Raw genomic sequence first — 17,897 nt, 5'->3', positions numbered from 1 at the left:
ATGAACAGCATCAAAGAATTTATCAGCAGTGTGCAAGAAGTTGTTGAATTACTGTCTAAACGTTTTATGTAAGCGAGTTAATCATTTTTTAGTCAATCAGACCTTTTAGTTACCTAATCATTAGCGTTAATTGCATTTATTTTGCACAACGACCTTGAAATCAAGGTCGTTTTTTTTATTCGAAAACATTTTCAATAATTTCTGCGACTATCGCTGTTCCTATCGCAACCAAGACAAGATCTTGGCCACTGATTTTCCATTCATACCCAACATAAACGGGTAATTGAGCTAAAAAAGCTGAAGGTAACGCTTTTTTGGCAATACCTGGAGGAAGTGGTTTACCCCGACCAACTTGCTTTGCAATGCCTGGCGGCAACCCTTGATAACCCGTCAAACCATATTCAATGGCCAAAGGCCTTACATTACCAAAACTCACATTAAAACTAATATTAGAACCTCGTTTCTTATCGTAATATTCGCTTGCTTTGGCATATTTTAGCTGTTGATTACCATCCCCTTTATTCGATTTATCTTTATTCTGATTTCCTTTGTTTCCATGAATTTGTTGATTTCCTTTACCATTCCCTTGGCCTTGATTGCCATTAGGAGATGAATTAGCGAGAAATGGAGTGCAGGCAATAACGGGTAATAAGATATACTGCAAAAGAACAGAATAAGTCGGCTTTTTAAATACGCTCATAATAAATTCCTGCAAAGTTAATATAACATTAGGAAGTTTGTAGAACATTATGCTTAGTTATGAAGACTCGCAATCAGAAAATCCTTATCACATGTAATGTTATGTAAATGTTACATAACTAATCAAATTAACGAACCCGCTCCTTTATAATGACTTTATTGTCATTAATATTGCATTCATATACTGCACAATACTTAGAACTAACAATAAGAATTAAGACGGAGTTTAATATTGTTCGCCATGAATTTTCATTGTGAATATGATAAGGTCTTTAAACTATCGAATAATTTTATAAACCGAATATTTTTATAAACCATTGTTCCTAACACCCTCAAGAAGGAGAAACCATGCAGCAGCAACTGCTAGACTGGGTACGTCAGTTCAACCAAGATTACGCTAACCTCGCCTCTTTACTTATGGTGCTCGGTTTAATTCTAATCGTCGCCTGCGTATTACACTTAATTCTGCATAAAATATTACTTCCTCAACTCGAAAAGCGCGGGCAAAAAAGTGCAGGAACTTGGATTCATTTAATAACTCAACATAATCTTTTTAATCGCTTTGCATTTGTTATACAAGGTGTTGTTGTCAATATCCAAGCTACGCTATGGTTACATTCAGGCTCGACTGCACAAGCCGTTCTAAAGGTCGGCTCACAGGCTTGGTGCCTATTATTTGGCTTACTAACCCTTTACTCCGTTCTTGATATTATACTTGGTGTACTCCAACGTGCTGCCAAAACCGCGCATTTACCTCTTAGAGGAATATTTCAAAGTCTTAAACTGATTGCCACAATTCTAATTGGCATCATGATTATTGCGCTATTAATAGGCAAATCGCCTCTGATTATTCTCAGCGGTCTTGGTGCAATGACCGCTGTTATGATGCTAGTGTTCAAAGACCCTATTATGGGGTTAGTTGCTGGGATACAACTTTCAGCCAACAACATGGTTAACATTGGCGATTGGTTAGAAATGCCTAAATACGGTGCTGATGGCGCTGTGGTTGATATTGGTTTAACTACGGTAAAAGTCCGTAATTGGGACAACACAGTAACCACTATTCCTACCTATGCACTTATTTCTGATTCATTCAAAAACTGGAAAGGAATGACAGAGTCTGGTGGGCGCCGAATTAAGCGTAGTGTCCGCTTAGATGCTAGCAGTGTGCATTTTTTAACATCTGAAGAAATAGCGTACTGTATTAAAGCAAATTTACTTGAGCCCTATATCGAGCAAAAAATATCTGAGATTCAAGTCTTTAATTCTAGCCTACCTGATGATAAAGCAATCCCTTTAAATCAACGTCGTCTGACAAATATAGGGACTTTCCGGGCTTACATTGAAGCTTATTTAAAATCACACCCTAATATTCACAAAAATATGACGATTATGGTCAGACAGCTAGAATCTGACTCAAATGGTATCCCAATCGAAATATATGCGTTTACGAATACAACCGTATGGGTGGAGTATGAAAGAATACAGTCAGACATTTTTGACCATATCTTTTCCATCCTTCCGCAATTTAATCTGATGGTACATCAATCACCTACCGGAAATGATGTTAGGATGATAGGCTATTCCCCAGAAAAATAATTAATACTAAGTGATTAGTTAAATTTTCTTATCCATCTACACCTAAAGTAGTATTTCAAAGAGGGAGATATCCCTCTTTTTCCTTACTTTTGACCCAATCGTTATATAATAATTAATACTTCGATAGTTAATAGAAATAGAACTAATCTATGTTATAGCGAACAAAAAATCCTTATAAATTAAATAAATACATTTATCTTATCAGGGATAACATTGATGTAAGTCATGTAACTCAACAGAAACTTTTTTTAACATATAAAACAAGAAAGTAATGTTGTTATTTACATATAGGCAATGTCAATGCATAAAAATAAAATAAATACTCAATTTGGAGAACTGAGCAGGAGGGAGTTTATACAAACCTCTGCAACCGTTGCGGGTGTCGCTGCTGTTGCTGGCTCAATCACTCTTCCTTTTGCTGCTCAAGCAAAAACACCAGCGATCATGCCTGACGAAGTCAGCGAAAAAATCAGCTATAGCGCATGCTTAGTAAACTGTGGTAGCCGCTGTCCATTAAAAGTTCATGTGAAAGACGGTGTTATCAGCCGCATTTCCAATGAAACAATGTATGACGACTCAACGTTAGGTGAACACCAAATCCGCCCATGTTTGCGTGGCCGTTCAGTGCGCTGGAAAACCTATAACCCAGACCGTTTAAAATACCCAATGGTACGAGTTGGTAAACGCGGTGAAGGTAAATTTAAAAAGATCTCATGGGATGAGGCAACAACCATTATCGCCGAAAAACTGCAGTATACTATTGATAAATATGGAAGTGATGCCATTTACTATCAATATGGCTCGGGTTCAACAGGCGCAAACTTACACGGTCGTGCTGCTTGTAAACGTTTATTAAGCTTAACCGGTGGTTTCTTGGGTGATTATGGCACATATTCATATGCGCAATTAATGGAAATCACGCCTTACGTATATGGCAGTATTGAAGAATCCTATTTATCTGAAATCCAAAACTCAGATTTAGTCGTCATGTTTGGTCACAACCTTGCTGAAACGCGTATGTCTGGGGGCGGTCAATTTTACGAAACCCTCAATGCGTTAGATAAAAGCAAAGCAAAAGTTATTATCATTGACCCGCGTCGCACTGATAGCGTCACAACGCTTGGCGCAGAATGGATACCTATTTACCCAGGTACTGACGCTGCATTAGTTGCTGCTCTCGGTTATGTCATGATTGAAGAAGGCCTGACTGACGAAGAATTCCTAAACAACTATTGTGTTGGTTGGGATGAGTCTACCTTACCTGCTTCTGCACCACGCAATGCATCATATAAAGATTATATTTTAGGTAATGGCCCTGATGGCATCGCAAAAACCCCTGAGTGGGCGAGCAAATTAACGGGTATCTCAGTCGCACGTATTAAACAACTTGCACGTGAAATCGGTAATGCAAATAGAGCATGGATCTCACAAGGCTGGGGCTTACAGCGCACAGAGAATGGCGAGCAAGCTTGTCGTTCTATTATGATGTTACCGTTGATGTCTGGGAACATTGGTCGTGCAGGAACTAACACTGGGCTGTGGGGTAACAGCTACGCTTATCCTGTTGCAGGTTTTGCTTTACCTAACCCAGTAAAAGCCTTGATTCCGACTTATATGTGGTCAGAAGCAATTGTTCGCGGGAAAGAATTGACCGCAGAGAATGGTGGCATTAAAGGTGTCGATAAACTAAACAACGACATCAAGTTTATGTGGTGCTACTCCAGTAATGTCATTGGTAACCAACATGGCGATTTAAATAAAACCCATGAAATACTTGCAGATGAATCCAAATGTGAATTCATTCTAGTATGGGATAACCATGATACCCCATCCGCAAAATATGCAGACTTATTGTTACCGGATGTCACAACTGTAGAAACCAACGATTTAATCAATAACTCCTATGCAAGTGGTGCGTATCATTATTTAGTTCGCCTACAAAATGCCATTGAGCCACTGTGGGAAAATCGCCCTAATTACGATGTGTTAGCAGAAATTGCTGAAAAAATGGGTGTAAAAGAACAATTCACCGAAGGCCGTACCTACGCTGAATGGATTGAGTTCTGTTATAACAAAACACGTGAAAAAATGCCTCATTTACCTGAATTCAGCGAAACCGACGGTGCGGGTATTATCGACCGTAAGTTCCTGAACAGTTCAGAAAATATTGCATTGAAGAAATTCCGTGACGACCCAATCAATAACCCATTGAAAACGCCGTCAGGTAAAGTGGAAATCTATTCAGAACAACTAGCTGAACGTGTTAAAAATTGGGAATTACCAGAAGGCCAACGTATTCCTGCCATTCCTGAGTATTGCGTCAATAAAGAAGGTGTTGAAGCCCAAGCAAGCCAACAAAAGCATCCGCTATTAATGACCGGCTTTCATGATAAAGGCCATGTGCATTCATCATATTACAATGTTGCTATGCTACGTGAAGCCATTCCACATCAGTTTTGGCTCAACCCAGTCGATGCCCAGCAACGCGGCTTGAATAATGGTGATATGGCTGAAATATTTAATGATCGTGGTCGTATTCAAATTAAAGTGAAAGTGACAGAGCGTGTATTACCCGGTGTTATCGCCGTTCCACAAGGTGCATGGCGTACTCTTAATAATGATGGGCTAGATATCGGTGGTTGTATCAATACACTGACTTCGCATGTTCCTTCGCCATTGGCTAAAGGTACCCCACAACATACTAACCTTGTTGAAGTTAAACGCGCTTAAGGAGTTGAATGATGAAACAATATGGCTTTTACTTTGACTCCACAAAATGCACTGGCTGTAAAACATGCCAAGTCAGTTGTAAGGATGAAAAAGATTTAGATTTAGGCCCAAAATTCCGTCGTGTCTACGAGTTCGGTGGCGGTAGTTGGCAAAAACAAGATGGTATTTGGCAGCAAAATGTCTTTAGTTACTATCTTTCTATTTCATGTAACCACTGTTCAAACCCGACATGTGTCGCGGGTTGTCCAACCGGTGCAATGCATAAACGAGAAGAAGATGGTTTAGTCGTGGTTGACCAATCTATTTGTGTTGGTTGCCGTTATTGTGAGTTGCGCTGCCCGTATGGCGCCCCACAATTTGATGAGAAGAAGAAACTAATGAGTAAATGCGACGGCTGCTATGAGCGCGTCGCAAAAGGGATGAAACCTGTTTGTGTTGAATCTTGCCCGCAGCGTGCTTTAGATTTTGATGATATTAATGTTCTTCGTGAGTTACACGGCACAGAGTGTGGCATTGCTCCAATGCCAGACCCAAGCCTGACGAACCCGAATATTGTCATCAAACCACATAAAGATGCGAAGCCATTTGGCGATAAAAGTGGCGAATTAAAAAACCCTGCGGAGGTGTAAGATGCATGAATTACCACTCGTTTTTTTCACCGTCTTAGGACAGTCCGCTGCTGGGCTTTTCTTACTCGCTTATATTAGCCGTAGAATGGGTTCTATTGACGATAATCAGCTAAAAACTGCCAATATCGTGGCCTTTATCATTATGATAATTGGTTTAGGTATCGGTGGGTTACACGTTGGCCAGCCACTACGCTTCTTTAATATGTTATTAGGTGTAGGCCGTTCGCCAATGAGTAATGAAGCGTTCTTAAGTGGCGTATTTGTTGGGTGCGCTGCTGCAACGTTATTTTTTACGCTGTTTTTCAAACATACGTTATTACGTGAGCTGGCTAATATTGCCGCGGTAGTTTCTGGACTTGCATTTGTTTGGTCAATACCTCAAGTATACAACATCGCCACTATTGCTAACTGGGACACCGGTTATACCACACTGCAAATGTGGATGACGATGTTAGTCGGTGGCGGTGCGCTCGCCATTGCAATCGGTGCTCGTGGCTTAGGTATTGCTTCGTTCTTAATTGGTACTTTTGCTATTTTTGCAAGCCGTGCGGGTTATCAAGCCTTTTTAGCAGAAACAGGTCCCGCTCTTAGCGGTGAACAAACAGGCTTCTGGGGCTTCCAAGTTGTTGTTTTAGCTATTGCTTTAGCTGCTTTCGTTGGTATGGCGTTAAAGCACCGCGCACCAAAAGCGACATTAGCAACTTGTGCCGCCGCAGTATTATTAGCTGAACTGGCTGGCCGCATTGCATTCTATAATTTGTGGCAAATAACCATGTAAGGCATTGTTATTACTATGTTATAGTGTTTCATAAAAGAACCCCATTTGGGGTTCTTTGTTTAGATATCTTCAACACCACCTGCATTGATACAGTAGCTGGAAATTAAATAATGATGTCATGCTTTAGCGCGAAATAAGACGGATAAAATAATATGATTGACACGACAATGATCCGCATCCTTGGTGCGTTTTTCTACTACCCTCCGCAATCGGACACTTTACGTAACGTTTACTCTGTCTTGGGTGAACTACCACAGTTATGTACATGGGATAACCCAGAGAAAATTCAGGCTATTTGTACTTCGTTGTCACAAACACAACCTGATGATATCTCTTATGATTATTCCATCTTATTCGAAGGACAAGGCAGTATGCCTGCTCCGCCTTGGGGCTCTGTGTACTTAGAGCATGATAATACTGTTATGGGTGAGTCAACTGCGGCTTATCGCGACTTTTTGCAAGCGAAAGGTTTAGTCACTGATACTGGAATCCGTGAACCTGAAGACCAATTTGGCTTAATGATGATGGCAGTTTCTGCGTTAGCAGAGCAAGAGGACGACAGCGCTGTTATTGCTCTATTTGAGCAACATTTGTTACCTTGGGCGTATCGCTATTTAGAGCTAGTGCAGCAAAGCAAAACAGAGTCCACTTTTTACCCTAGCCTTGCACAGATCACTGAAATTTACCTCAAATCACTACAATTGAAATTAGAATTATCGCCAGTCAGGGCTGAATTATTTCGCTAAACAAAAACTAAACCAAATGAGCTAGTTAAACAAAATATGGGCTCATTTGGTTTTAGTCTAAAAAGAAGAGTTTGGCTCTTGTAAAAATGCAATTTCTTCTTGTGTTGATGGCCGACCTAAAACTTCATTACGGTGAGGATAACGGCCAAATTTATCAATAATCGCTTTATGTCTCATTTCAAAATCTAATGTACCGTCATCACCCAGCATGCGAAATAGCTCAACCGCCTGTAAATGTATAAAACTGGATTCAGAGTGCATAAATGGCATTAAAACAAACTTGCGCTGTGACAGCGTCAGAAGGTTATAATCATGTTGCTTAATCGCCTCTTGCGCTAATGCTAAAGCCATCCCATCTTGAGCAAAAGACCGTGGTGTATCACGCCATAAGTTACGTGAAAACTGGTCTAGAACAATAATTTCCGCTAAACGTCCACGAATAGATGCCCGCCAATAAGCTAATTCTCCCTTAGCTGCGCGTTCACAGATATGAGCAAACCGTTGTGCTATCGTCAAATCAAACTTAGCGCTTTTTTCAAACCATTGTTTTGGTGTCGATTCCTCAAACCAAAATGAAAGCACTTCTTCCATGGCATTCATGATTTATTCCTATCTATTTTCTTATTAGAGGTTGTCATAATCCTAGTTAAAAATAGCCTTAATTGACAGGCTTGAGCTCTAATATCGGCTGTTTGTAGATAATTATTTTGTTTTTTTGCGATCTGACACCAAAAAAACATGCAATATTGATAGTGTAATTTTAACAATATACTACTTTATTTATTATCAAATCATTTATTTTCTACTTATGATAATTCCCAACTTTTTAATTTATAACGATTTGCTTTTTAGTGTGAATGAAACAATTCATCATGCCTAAATACATACATTTGGTTAACTCAATGTTAGAATTTAACCTATAATGCGTATGTGAATTAGATAGTTACTTGCAGTCATCACTTTCAGCGGTTCATATTGGTTCTTATTAAGGAAGGCAATGTAAATGGCAGGACATATGGTACTCATTGGTTGGGCGTTATGGGTTAGCCCTTGTGGTACGGATTCATGCGATGCATTACCGGTGACTGAAACTATTTTTACACAAGAACAATGCATGAGCCGAAAAAAATACCTAGAATCAAAACGACCGAATCTCTACTTTCTCTGTGGTGAGGTTTACCGCGATAGCAATGAAATGACCGCTGAAGAAAAACATGCTATTCCTGCGCCTCATCTTCCTCTAAGAACGCTGCCAGAGCGAATTTCCCGTTAGTTTGAGCTAACTCCTTTAGCTCAAACTTAATTGGCATCAAACTAAATAATTTCAGCTATTGGGCTTTCTGCTTCAACAAAATCCCCTTTAGTAGCGCAATACTTCAACGTTCCTGTTCGGTGTGCAACAATTTGCACTTCCATTTTCATGGCTTCCATTACACCAATGACATCCCCTTCAGAAACATTATTTCCTTGAGGGATCAGCCAGTTAAATAATATCCCGGAAATAGGTGCGTTGACCGCATCAGGATTATCAACTAATTGAGGGGCTGAATGGGATGCCGCTGAATTATTGACTGAGAAACCAGAAAAAAGTTGAGTGGGCAAACCTAACTCACAACGCTTCCCATCAATTTCAATAAAAGTACGAGTCATCGCAGGATCCGATAATGGAATTTGCCGTTTTGCTGGTGGAATTTCCACATTAAATTCAGTCTCTATCCAACGCGTATGTACGCTAAAATTATCACAAAAATCAGCTTGTTCTATTACTGCACGATGGAATGGTAATACGGATGCAACGCCTTCAATATTAAATTCTGCCAGTGCTCGACGTGCACGCGAAATGGCTTGGTCACGAGTACTCCCCACGACAATTAATTTGGCCATTAATGAATCAAAGGTACCCGGTATTGTAGTCCCTGCCGTTACGCCACTATCAACACGGACTCCCGGCCCCGTTGGTGCATCAAAAACAGTAATAGTGCCTGGGGTCGGTAAAAAACCATTCCCAGCATCTTCGGCATTAATACGAAATTCAAACGCATGCCCTCGAGGAGTCGGCATCTCATTAATACTTAAAGGTAAACCTTCCGCAATACGTAGCTGCTCAATCACTAAGTCAATCCCTGCGGTTTCCTCTGTGACTGGGTGCTCAACCTGTAAGCGCGTATTCACTTCTAAAAATGACAGCGTTCCATCTTGGCTTAGCAAAAATTCAACGGTTCCTGCTCCCACATAGCCCGCTTTGCGGCAAATATCCGTTGAGGCTTGGACAATTTGCTGTTGTTGGTTCTCAGATAAAAAAGGGGCTGGTGACTCTTCAACCAGTTTTTGATTACGCCGTTGTAGTGAACAGTCACGTGTTCCCACCACCAGCACATTACCATGCGTATCTGCAATAACTTGGGCTTCAATGTGCCGAGGGTTATGCAAAAATTGTTCAATAAAACATTCACCTCGGCCAAATGCCGCAGTAGATTCGCGCACAGCTGAATGATAAAGTTCTTCAACTTCATGGAGTTGCCAAGCTACTTTTAGCCCTCGGCCACCGCCACCAAATGCTGCTTTAATGGCAATAGGTAAACCGTGTTGATGAGCAAATTCTAGTACTTCTTGTGCACTATTCACAGGGTCTTTTGTACCAACCACTAGCGGTGCACCGACTTGCATTGCAATATGGCGAGCTTGAACCTTATCCCCTAGTATATCAATGCTGTTTGCGCTAGGCCCAATCCAGATTAACCCTGCGCCTTCAACTGCACGCGCAAATTCAGCGCGTTCAGATAAAAAACCATACCCCGGATGCACCATGGTTGAACCAGACTGCTGAGCGATACTAATCAACTTTTCAATATTTAAATAACTTTCTGCTGGCGAGTTTCCCCCAAGCCCGTAGGCTTCATCAGCCATTTTGACGTGGAGAGCTTCAATGTCACTGTCCGCATAAACCGCAACAGACTGGAAACCATAATCACGACATGCACGGATAATACGAACTGCAATTTCGCCTCGATTAGCAATCAATACTTTATGTTTTTTGTTGTTATTCATTTTCATAAGCACAATGGCTCCCTTATAATACTTTAAATTCACCAAGTGGATTAAAACGTATTTTGGCATTCACAGGGATTTGCCCTGCTAAATCCAAATGGTATTCACATACCGCGCCAATGACGGGATAACCGCCAGTTAAAGGGTGGTCATTGAGAAACAAAACGGGCTGGCCATTTGCTGGCACTTGAATAGCCCCAATGCAAGTCCCTTCACTCGGTAGCTCCTGTAGTTGTTCGCGCTCTAACGGTTTTTCACTAGATAAGCGCAGGCCTATTCGGTTTGATGACGCAGTGACTTGCCATAATTGCTTTGTTAGTTGGCCAACGGCTTGTTTTGTAAACCAATCCGTTCGAGGTCCCAATATCACATCCAAAACCACAACATCATTTTCTGCTGGGTAATCAAAAGCAGGTGTCTCATTTAATGAAACGGCTAATGGAGACGAATCAGTGCTAACCGTTAATGTTTGACCTACCTTGATTGGGGCTGGGCCAACTTGCGCCAGCGTATCAAACGAGCAACTCGATAAAATAGGTTCAATATTAAAACCACCCCGCACAGCGAAATAACTACGTACACCTTTGTTCGGACGGCTTAATTTAATGGTGTCGCCTTTTGCTAAATGAATCGGTTGATAAGTATTAACTTGATATTGTTGGTGTTCTTCCGTAATAACCTCAATAGAACAAGGCGCACCAGTCACTGCAATAATAAGGTCTTTGTGCACTTGTGCCTTAAACCCACCTTGCGTTATCTCTAAAACGGCGGAGTCTGATTTATTCCCCACAATACGGTTTGCACTACGCAATGCCGATTTATCCATACTGCCAGATTCTGAAATACCTAATGCTGATTGGCCAATACGCCCTAAATCTTGAAATAAAATCTGTAATCCTGTCGCTAAAACGGTTAAATCAGCACTGACATTCTCAGCATTTTTTTCAATACTTACTTTAGTTGGCAAGCTATAGCTAATCTGGCTTTTTGTTGCATCAACAAAGTTTACCCGCATGCCTGCCTGAACGAGTGCGGGTTCTGGTCGATTGATATCCCACATTAATAGATCAGTCACACCGATTAACTGCCATCCCCCTGGGCTAGCTTGTGGATAAACACTGCTAAACTCCCCGGCTAAGGCAACAGATCCCGCAGGGATACGCACTCTTGGTGATTGACGCCTTGGAACATTCAGATTAGCGCCTTTCGACACCATGTAACCAAAACCCGGAGCAAAACCGCTAAATGCAACCTGAAATTCATTTTCTGTGTGACGACGTATCACTTCTGCAGTGGATATCCCTAAATGCGCTGCAACATCCGAAAGATCCTCTCCATTGTAATGAACAGGGATAGTGACCAATTTACTGGCCTTACCAACTCTTCTCGACACATCCCTAACCGATATCTTTTCAACCAACTCATTGACATCAATCCTGAACGGGTTGTAACGAATTAAAATAGTCCTTGCTGCTGGTGTTATTTCATCAATCCCATAGATGGGCATTTCTGTTAAAGAATCAGTCAATGCCATTGTTTGTTCAAGACTTTCCAACTCCACCATAAAAGCACTTAAATTGACGGGTAAAAATCTCAATTGGCACCTCTATATGTGATATGCGGCATCAGGTACATCCGTAATAAACATGTAACCGGGTGCATGGCTTAATGCGAATGGAACCCCAGATTTCATTACTGCCGCTTGAGGCGTTACACCGCAAGCCCAAAAAACGGGAATTTCGCCCTCTTCAATACGAACCGCATCACCGAAGTCAGGCTGCATAATGTCAGCAATACCTAATTGTTCTGGCACACCAATATGAACAGGAGTGCCATGCACTGCAGGAAACCGGCCAGTGATACTTACTGCATCAGCAACGCGGTGTGCGGGTATTGGTCGCATTGAAACCACTAATTCACCTTGTAAGCGCCCTGCTGGACGACATAAGCGATTGGTTTTATACATAGGAACATTGGATTTATCCGTGATATGCCGTACATCAATACCCGCTTCAATCATTGGCGTTTCGAATGTAAAACTACAACCAATTAAAAAAGTTACTAAATCAGGATGTTGCTGATAAATTTCTGTCGCATCCGTAATTTCATCTACTAGCTGTCCTTTTTCCCACACACGGTAACGTGGAATATCAGTACGTAAATCGGCGCCTTCAGCTAAAACCGTTTGCCAGCTCCCTGCCTCACATACATCAAGAACAGGGCAGCTCTTTGGGTTACGCTGAGCGTATAATAAGAAGTCAAATGCCCAGTCACGTGGCAATGCAATCATATTGGCTTGGGTCATGCCTGGGGCAAGGCCTGCTGTTGGTTTGTCATATCCCTCACGGATAGCTTGGCGTGCACGGCGAGCGGCTTCAATGGCCTGCAGTGATGCCTTCATTAGCTGTGTCATTCATGATCTCCTTTGTGAGCAAAACCATAAATTTCAATACCTTGTTTTTCTAGTACGGCACGCACCTGTTTTGCCATTTCAAGAGCACCAGGGCTATCGCCATGAACACAAATTGACCCCGCATCAACAGGTGTAAATTTTCCATCAATTGACATCACACCGCCTTCCATGACCAGCTGCAACATGCGGTCTGCAACTATCTGTGGGTCATGTAATACTGAACCAGCTAATTTTCGAGATACTAATGTGCCATCACTGTTATAAGCTCTATCAGCAAAAGCTTCTGCGACCACATTTAAGCCACATTCTCTTGCCCACTCAATTAATGGTGACCCTGCTAATGCCACTAATATCAATTGCTTATCAATAGCTAATATCGCATCAATAACGGCCATTGCTTGGCGTTTATCATGAGCAATCGTGTTATACAGTGCACCATGAGGCTTAACATATAAAACTTGTGCCCCTGCTGCGGTTGCTAACCCTTGTAATGCACCAATTTGATAAATCACGTCTGCGGTTAATTCACTCGATGCAATATCCATATTACGTCGACCAAATCCCACTAAGTCGGGATAACCAACATGAGCACCAACAGCAACACCATTTTCCTTCGCCGCGTTAAGGGTTTTTAATATCCCTTCAGGTGAGCCTGCATGAAAACCGCAGGCAATGTTCGCACTACTAACAACGGGAAGAATGGCGGTATCATTGCCCATTTCCCATTGTCCAAAACTCTCCCCAAGGTCGCTATTTAAATCAATTTGCTTTTTCATGGCTACTCCTTGAGTTATTTCAGATAATTAAAGATTGCACCGACAGACATCGCGCCCATATACCAAGTTAGTGCACATGTCACGACACCTGACCATAATAGCCAACGTGGATAATGGTAACCCGACATTAAATCTGAACGCTTCCAGCCGATATAAACAAATAAAGTTAAACCAATAGGTAAAATTAACCCATTGAAACCACCAGCAAAAACTAATAATGCAGCGGGGGCTGTTCCCATGGATAAATAAACAATCAGAGAAACTGCGATGAATATAATAGTTGCAACATTACGCTGCCTTTCTGTAATAGAGGACTTAAATGCCGTTAGGAAGCTCATTGAGGTATACGCCGCACCAATCACACTGGTGAGAGCAGCAGCCCATAGAATTAAACCAAAAATACGTAAACCAAAATTACCAGCGGCAGCCTGAAATGCTTGAGATGCAGGGTTTGCAGCATGCCCTGAAATATCAATAGTCACACCACTGGCTACCACACCTAAGATAGCCAAGAACAAAATGTAACGCATCAACCCAACAACTAAGATGCCTTTTGTGGCTGCGCTAGAAACAACTTTAATGTTTTCAATACCTACTGCGCCTTTATCCAATAAGCGATGAGCGCCTGCATAACAGATATATCCCCCAACAGTGCCCCCAACAATAGTGGTTATCATGGCAAAATCAACTGTGTCAGGTAATACGCTTTGACGTAATGCTTCCCCAACAGGTGGGTTTGATGCGATAGCGACAAATAAAGTTAAGCCAATCATCACTACACCTAACCCAATGATTAACCTGTCGATAAAGGTACTGGCCTTACGAGAAGAAAAAATATAAATTGCCAATAATGCACTAATCAAACCGCCCCATTTCGGGTCTAAGCCGACTAACGCATTAAGCCCTAAACCTGCACCAGCTATATTGCCAATATTAAATATTAGCCCGCCAAAAATAACTAATATCGCTAATAAATAACCACTCCCAGGAATTGTGGCATTCGCAATTTCGGATGAGTGCATTTTAGTCAGGGTAACAACCCGCCATATGTTTTGCTGCACAATGAAGTCAATCACAATAGACGCTAATATCCCGAAGGCAAAAGCGGCTCCTAATGTCACGGTAAAAGTCGCAGTTTGTGTGATAAACCCAGGCCCAATGGCTGAGGTTGCCATTAAAAAGATTGCGCTTATCAGTGATGAACGGCGGCTTTTCACATATTCAGCAGTACTTGGTGCACTTTCTTGAGCTGCCATATGAATACTCCTCTAATAGTTATTGTTTTAATTATTGATGTAGTTGTTGATGTCACAATCACTAAGGCAATTATCGTGCCATTGTTCTACTTGTTAGCTGTATTGTTAATTCATTTTTAATAGATTGTTGAACAATTAGTATTAAATGATGAATAAACAATCAATAAAAATCGTAATTGCTGGTTTAAAAATCAAGACGAGATCACTTTTTTAACAATTTTGGCTGACAAACCATATTGCTTATTAAGCAACTTGCACCAAATTGATGCAATAAATTTAAATTTCACTATTCTTGTGCAATATGGAATGGAATAAGTAAAAGAGAAAGGAAACTTGCTGCTATAACTTGAATATGTGAATATAACGCCTTATCACCCCTGAGACTAAAATTAGCCTTTATTATGAAAAAACAACCTGTTGCACAAACTTTATCTGTCACAATTGCAGAAGTTATACGCCATAAGATAACAGTTGGGGAGATCACACCAGGTCAACGCTTATCTGAAGCAGCATTAAGTGAGGAACTCGATATTTCTCGAAATACATTGCGAGAAGTTTTTCGCGTACTCACACAGGAAGGTTTATTAACTTATGCCCCAAATAAGGGCGTATTTGTCTCAGTGCCTGATATGGCTGCCATTATCGATATTTATCAAGTTCGCCGACTCATTGAATGTGATGCACTAACTCATGCATATGCCTTGCATCCATCAGTTCAAAAAATGAAAGATGCTGTTCAAGAAGCTCGTGAACATGAAAAGACAGAAAATTGGGTGGGTGTAGGAACTGCAAATATGAAATTTCATACTGCCATTGTTGAGCTATCTGACAGCGAACGCTTAATTAAATTATACCGTAATGTATCCGCTGAATTACGGCTGGCCTTTGGTCATCTTAATGACCCTAAAATTTTATATGCTCCCTATATTGATAAAAACCATTCTATTCTTAGATTATTAGACTCTGGCCAAAATTTAGATGCCTCTAATATGTTACGTGATTACTTAGACCTTTCTGAACGCACATTACTCGCTGCATTTAAACGGAAACAATCTGCACTTTGAGTTGCTTTAATATTAATAGTTTTCTTATTTAACTCGCTCATCCCTTACTAATTTCATTACATAAACTTTAGTAGGTGGTCATTTATAGTCATACCTTGATATTTTAATAATTCCTATTCTTCTAATCATGATTAACTCAAATTAAATTTTTTTTTATTAACTTATTAAATTGAATGAGTTATACAGAAAATTATATTCTGCTGACTTTTCAATAAAAAAATTATTTTTAGAGGTTGTTTTTCACTCTATCTAGTTTTATTCGCGAAAAAACAAGTAACAAAAAAGCAATATCATTAACAATTTAAAACAATTGCTTACATTTAACTAAAATGACAACTTCACCTTAAAACCCACTAATGATTAACAAAAATCTATAATATTTAACATATATCGCCATTTTACTACTCAAATTTAACATAATAAACATATTGATATAAATTACATATTGAAATTACTCAAATTTATCGAGTTAATAGTTGTAGTTTTCTCGAATATTCGATATAAAATTTATGATAATAACAACGCATACATAAAAATTATTAATATAAAATGAGATTTCATTATGACATTAAACCAAGTGACTAAAAAGAAACTGTTTAAATTTGGCCTAGGATGGCAAATACTGGTTGCTCTTATTTTAGGTGTTATTGCTGGTGCACTTTTACATGATAATACAGAGTACAAAGATTGGTTGATTATAAATATTCTTTCCCCGGCAGGTAAAATATTTATTCAGTTAATCAAAATGATTGTTGTTCCTATTGTTATATCGACTCTAATTGTTGGAATAGCCGGGGTTGGTAATACTAAGCAATTAGGTTCTCTCGGCTTTAAAACTATCCTTTATTTCGAAATTATCACTACAATTGCCATTATCGTCGGTATCTCTTTTGCCAATATATTCCAGCCTGGTGTTGGTATCGATATGTCGCAATTAACGCAAGTCGATATTTCTCAATATGAAAAAACCACTCAAGAAGTCGAAAGCCACCCTTCGGGGATCATTAATACGATCTTAACTTTAGTTCCGAGTAATATTTTCGCAGCGATGGCAAGTGGTGATATGCTACCAGTCATCTTTTTTGCTGTATTATTTGGCTTGGGGCTCTCTTCTTTACCATCAGAGAAGAAACAACCGTTACTCAATGTATTACAGACTTTCTCTGAAACAATGTTCCGTGTAACAAATATGATTATGATGTATGCCCCAATCGGGGTTTTCGCATTAATATCCGTTACCGTCGCTAACTTCGGCTTTTCATCATTAGTTCCTTTATTAAAACTTGTTATCCTCGTTCATTGTGCAATTATATTTTTTGCTGTAGTTGTACTAGGATTAGTCGCTCGTTATTGTCGAATAAATATTTTCACTTTAATGAAAATATTAAAAGATGAGTTATTGCTCGCTTACTCAACAGCCAGTTCTGAAACCGTACTTCCTCGTATTATGGATAAAATGGAAAAATATGGTGCTCCTAAATCCGTAACAAGCTTTGTTATTCCAATTGGCTATTCATTTAACTTAGATGGCTCTACATTATACCAAAGTATTGCTGCTATTTTTATTGCCCAACTCTATGGTATTGAACTTTCCATTGGGCAAGAACTAATCTTAGTATTTACCCTTATGATCACATCTAAAGGTATTGCGGGTGTCCCTGGAGTTTCATTTGTTGTTCTGCTTGCCACATTAGGAAGTGTCGGTATCCCACTAGAAGGATTGGCATTCATTGCGGGTGTTGACAGAATTCTTGATATGGCACGTACTGCACTTAACGTTGTAGGCAACGCCCTAGCCGCACTTGTTATTGCCAAATGGGAACATAACTATGACGATAAAAAAGCTCGTGAATATGAAGAAAGTTTTTAGTTTATTCTAAAGTAACTCTATATTAGAATAGTCTTCGATTAACATCGTTATTGAAGGCTATTCGATTTTTACATATTTTACGTGATAAATGACCAGATATTTTATTATTTATTAATTACTCATTAACTTAGTTATTTTTACTTATTAAGTGTAATTTATTTCACATTTTTTTAATTTTTTAAATGGAAATTGGTATTTTATTATTAGTGGAACTACACTAAAAAAGAGTTTTAATTAGCCGTTTATTATATTCGCCAAAGCAGGAAACAATGAATCAAGTAAGAAGATT

The 17,897-nt window shown here is 39.9% G+C and carries 15 protein-coding genes; 8 read left to right on the top strand and 7 right to left on the bottom strand.

Annotated elements, in window-relative coordinates:
• Window positions 1–175: 175 nt before the first annotated feature.
• Window positions 176–700, bottom strand: coding sequence for an anti-virulence regulator CigR family protein (locus FVA72_RS09260; protein ID WP_165119703.1), 525 nt, complete (start codon window positions 698–700; stop codon window positions 176–178).
• Between the two features lie 347 nt (window positions 701–1,047).
• Here FVA72_RS09260 and FVA72_RS09255 point away from each other — a divergent pair, with 347 nt between their 5' ends.
• From FVA72_RS09255 to FVA72_RS09235, 5 genes are all read left to right on the top strand, one after another.
• Window positions 1,048–2,298: a mechanosensitive ion channel family protein gene (locus FVA72_RS09255; RefSeq protein WP_094962319.1), complete on the top strand. Its 1,251-nt coding sequence runs from the start codon at window positions 1,048–1,050 to the stop codon at window positions 2,296–2,298.
• A gap of 300 nt (window positions 2,299–2,598) precedes the next feature.
• Complete coding sequence (locus FVA72_RS09250) at window positions 2,599–5,028, top strand: DMSO/selenate family reductase complex A subunit (protein ID WP_110591896.1); 2,430 nt, start codon at window positions 2,599–2,601, stop codon at window positions 5,026–5,028.
• An 11-nt stretch (window positions 5,029–5,039) separates the two neighbouring features.
• Entirely contained in the window at window positions 5,040–5,657 is a 618-nt protein-coding gene (locus FVA72_RS09245) for a DMSO/selenate family reductase complex B subunit (protein WP_036958092.1), read from the top strand.
• Window position 5,658: 1 nt separating this feature from the next.
• Window positions 5,659–6,435 (top strand): dimethyl sulfoxide reductase anchor subunit family protein, encoded by a 777-nt coding sequence (locus tag FVA72_RS09240; RefSeq protein ID WP_004259991.1) that lies wholly within the window; start codon window positions 5,659–5,661, stop codon window positions 6,433–6,435.
• A gap of 152 nt (window positions 6,436–6,587) precedes the next feature.
• Complete coding sequence (locus tag FVA72_RS09235) at window positions 6,588–7,181, top strand: TorD/DmsD family molecular chaperone (RefSeq protein WP_004259987.1); 594 nt, start codon at window positions 6,588–6,590, stop codon at window positions 7,179–7,181.
• Window positions 7,182–7,238: 57 nt separating this feature from the next.
• Here the strand turns inward: FVA72_RS09235 and FVA72_RS09230 are convergent, their stop codons facing one another.
• The gene (locus tag FVA72_RS09230) at window positions 7,239–7,781 is read right to left on the bottom strand and encodes a DUF924 family protein (RefSeq protein WP_110591897.1); all 543 of its coding nucleotides are present in this window, start codon (window positions 7,779–7,781) and stop codon (window positions 7,239–7,241) included.
• Between the two features lie 403 nt (window positions 7,782–8,184).
• Here FVA72_RS09230 and FVA72_RS09225 point away from each other — a divergent pair, with 403 nt between their 5' ends.
• Window positions 8,185–8,454, top strand: a complete 270-nt coding sequence (locus FVA72_RS09225) for a hypothetical protein (RefSeq protein ID WP_004259979.1) — start codon at window positions 8,185–8,187, stop codon at window positions 8,452–8,454.
• A gap of 41 nt (window positions 8,455–8,495) precedes the next feature.
• On the opposite strand, the gene FVA72_RS09220 is transcribed toward FVA72_RS09225, so the two are convergent.
• The 5 genes from FVA72_RS09220 to FVA72_RS09200 are packed head-to-tail and all read right to left on the bottom strand — an operon-like array spanning window position 8,496 to window position 14,674.
• Window positions 8,496–10,235, bottom strand: a complete 1,740-nt coding sequence (locus FVA72_RS09220; RefSeq protein WP_175427117.1) for an acetyl/propionyl/methylcrotonyl-CoA carboxylase subunit alpha — start codon at window positions 10,233–10,235, stop codon at window positions 8,496–8,498.
• Between the two features lie 16 nt (window positions 10,236–10,251).
• On the bottom strand, window positions 10,252–11,826 hold the full coding sequence (locus FVA72_RS09215) for a 5-oxoprolinase/urea amidolyase family protein (RefSeq protein ID WP_110591898.1): 1,575 nt from the start codon (window positions 11,824–11,826) through the stop codon (window positions 10,252–10,254).
• Between the two features lie 9 nt (window positions 11,827–11,835).
• Window positions 11,836–12,642 carry a putative hydro-lyase gene (locus FVA72_RS09210; RefSeq protein ID WP_110591899.1) on the bottom strand — a complete coding sequence of 269 codons (807 nt, stop codon included), beginning with the start codon at window positions 12,640–12,642 and terminating at the stop codon, window positions 11,836–11,838.
• Window positions 12,639–13,418 (bottom strand): LamB/YcsF family protein, encoded by a 780-nt coding sequence (locus FVA72_RS09205; protein WP_110591900.1) that lies wholly within the window; start codon window positions 13,416–13,418, stop codon window positions 12,639–12,641. Before FVA72_RS09205 ends, FVA72_RS09210 begins: the two co-directional genes overlap by 4 nt.
• A gap of 14 nt (window positions 13,419–13,432) precedes the next feature.
• The gene (locus FVA72_RS09200; protein WP_004259957.1) at window positions 13,433–14,674 is read right to left on the bottom strand and encodes an NRAMP family divalent metal transporter; all 1,242 of its coding nucleotides are present in this window, start codon (window positions 14,672–14,674) and stop codon (window positions 13,433–13,435) included.
• Window positions 14,675–15,075: 401 nt separating this feature from the next.
• Between FVA72_RS09200 and FVA72_RS09195 the strand changes: the two genes are divergently transcribed.
• Window positions 15,076–15,738, top strand: coding sequence for a GntR family transcriptional regulator (locus tag FVA72_RS09195; RefSeq protein ID WP_004259949.1), 663 nt, complete (start codon window positions 15,076–15,078; stop codon window positions 15,736–15,738).
• Between the two features lie 562 nt (window positions 15,739–16,300).
• Window positions 16,301–17,608: a glutamate/aspartate:proton symporter GltP gene (gltP, locus tag FVA72_RS09190; protein ID WP_110591901.1), complete on the top strand. Its 1,308-nt coding sequence runs from the start codon at window positions 16,301–16,303 to the stop codon at window positions 17,606–17,608.
• The last annotated feature ends 289 nt before the right edge of the window (window positions 17,609–17,897 follow it).

This window comes from Providencia sp. PROV061, assembly GCF_011045655.1.
GTDB lineage: Bacteria > Pseudomonadota > Gammaproteobacteria > Enterobacterales > Enterobacteriaceae > Providencia > Providencia hangzhouensis.
Note: the sequence above shows the minus strand (reverse complement) of the source record. Positions and strands in the feature narration are given on the sequence as shown.

What these genes read in the sequence shown, in the direction of transcription:
- FVA72_RS09225 (WP_004259979.1), top strand. Translation starts at nt 8,185, where the DNA reads ATGGCAGGACATATGGTACTCATTGGTTGGGCGTTATGGGTTAGCCCT.
- FVA72_RS09205 (WP_110591900.1), bottom strand. Translation starts at nt 13,418, where the DNA reads ATGAAAAAGCAAATTGATTTAAATAGCGACCTTGGGGAGAGTTTTGGA.
- FVA72_RS09195 (WP_004259949.1), top strand. Translation starts at nt 15,076, where the DNA reads ATGAAAAAACAACCTGTTGCACAAACTTTATCTGTCACAATTGCAGAA.
- FVA72_RS09245 (WP_036958092.1), top strand. Translation starts at nt 5,040, where the DNA reads ATGAAACAATATGGCTTTTACTTTGACTCCACAAAATGCACTGGCTGT.
- FVA72_RS09200 (WP_004259957.1), bottom strand. Translation starts at nt 14,674, where the DNA reads ATGGCAGCTCAAGAAAGTGCACCAAGTACTGCTGAATATGTGAAAAGC.
- FVA72_RS09240 (WP_004259991.1), top strand. Translation starts at nt 5,659, where the DNA reads ATGCATGAATTACCACTCGTTTTTTTCACCGTCTTAGGACAGTCCGCT.
- FVA72_RS09210 (WP_110591899.1), bottom strand. Translation starts at nt 12,642, where the DNA reads ATGACACAGCTAATGAAGGCATCACTGCAGGCCATTGAAGCCGCTCGC.
- FVA72_RS09220 (WP_175427117.1), bottom strand. Translation starts at nt 10,235, where the DNA reads ATGAAAATGAATAACAACAAAAAACATAAAGTATTGATTGCTAATCGA.
- FVA72_RS09235 (WP_004259987.1), top strand. Translation starts at nt 6,588, where the DNA reads ATGATTGACACGACAATGATCCGCATCCTTGGTGCGTTTTTCTACTAC.
- FVA72_RS09260 (WP_165119703.1), bottom strand. Translation starts at nt 700, where the DNA reads ATGAGCGTATTTAAAAAGCCGACTTATTCTGTTCTTTTGCAGTATATC.
- FVA72_RS09255 (WP_094962319.1), top strand. Translation starts at nt 1,048, where the DNA reads ATGCAGCAGCAACTGCTAGACTGGGTACGTCAGTTCAACCAAGATTAC.
- FVA72_RS09230 (WP_110591897.1), bottom strand. Translation starts at nt 7,781, where the DNA reads ATGAATGCCATGGAAGAAGTGCTTTCATTTTGGTTTGAGGAATCGACA.
- gltP (WP_110591901.1), top strand. Translation starts at nt 16,301, where the DNA reads ATGACATTAAACCAAGTGACTAAAAAGAAACTGTTTAAATTTGGCCTA.
- FVA72_RS09250 (WP_110591896.1), top strand. Translation starts at nt 2,599, where the DNA reads ATGCATAAAAATAAAATAAATACTCAATTTGGAGAACTGAGCAGGAGG.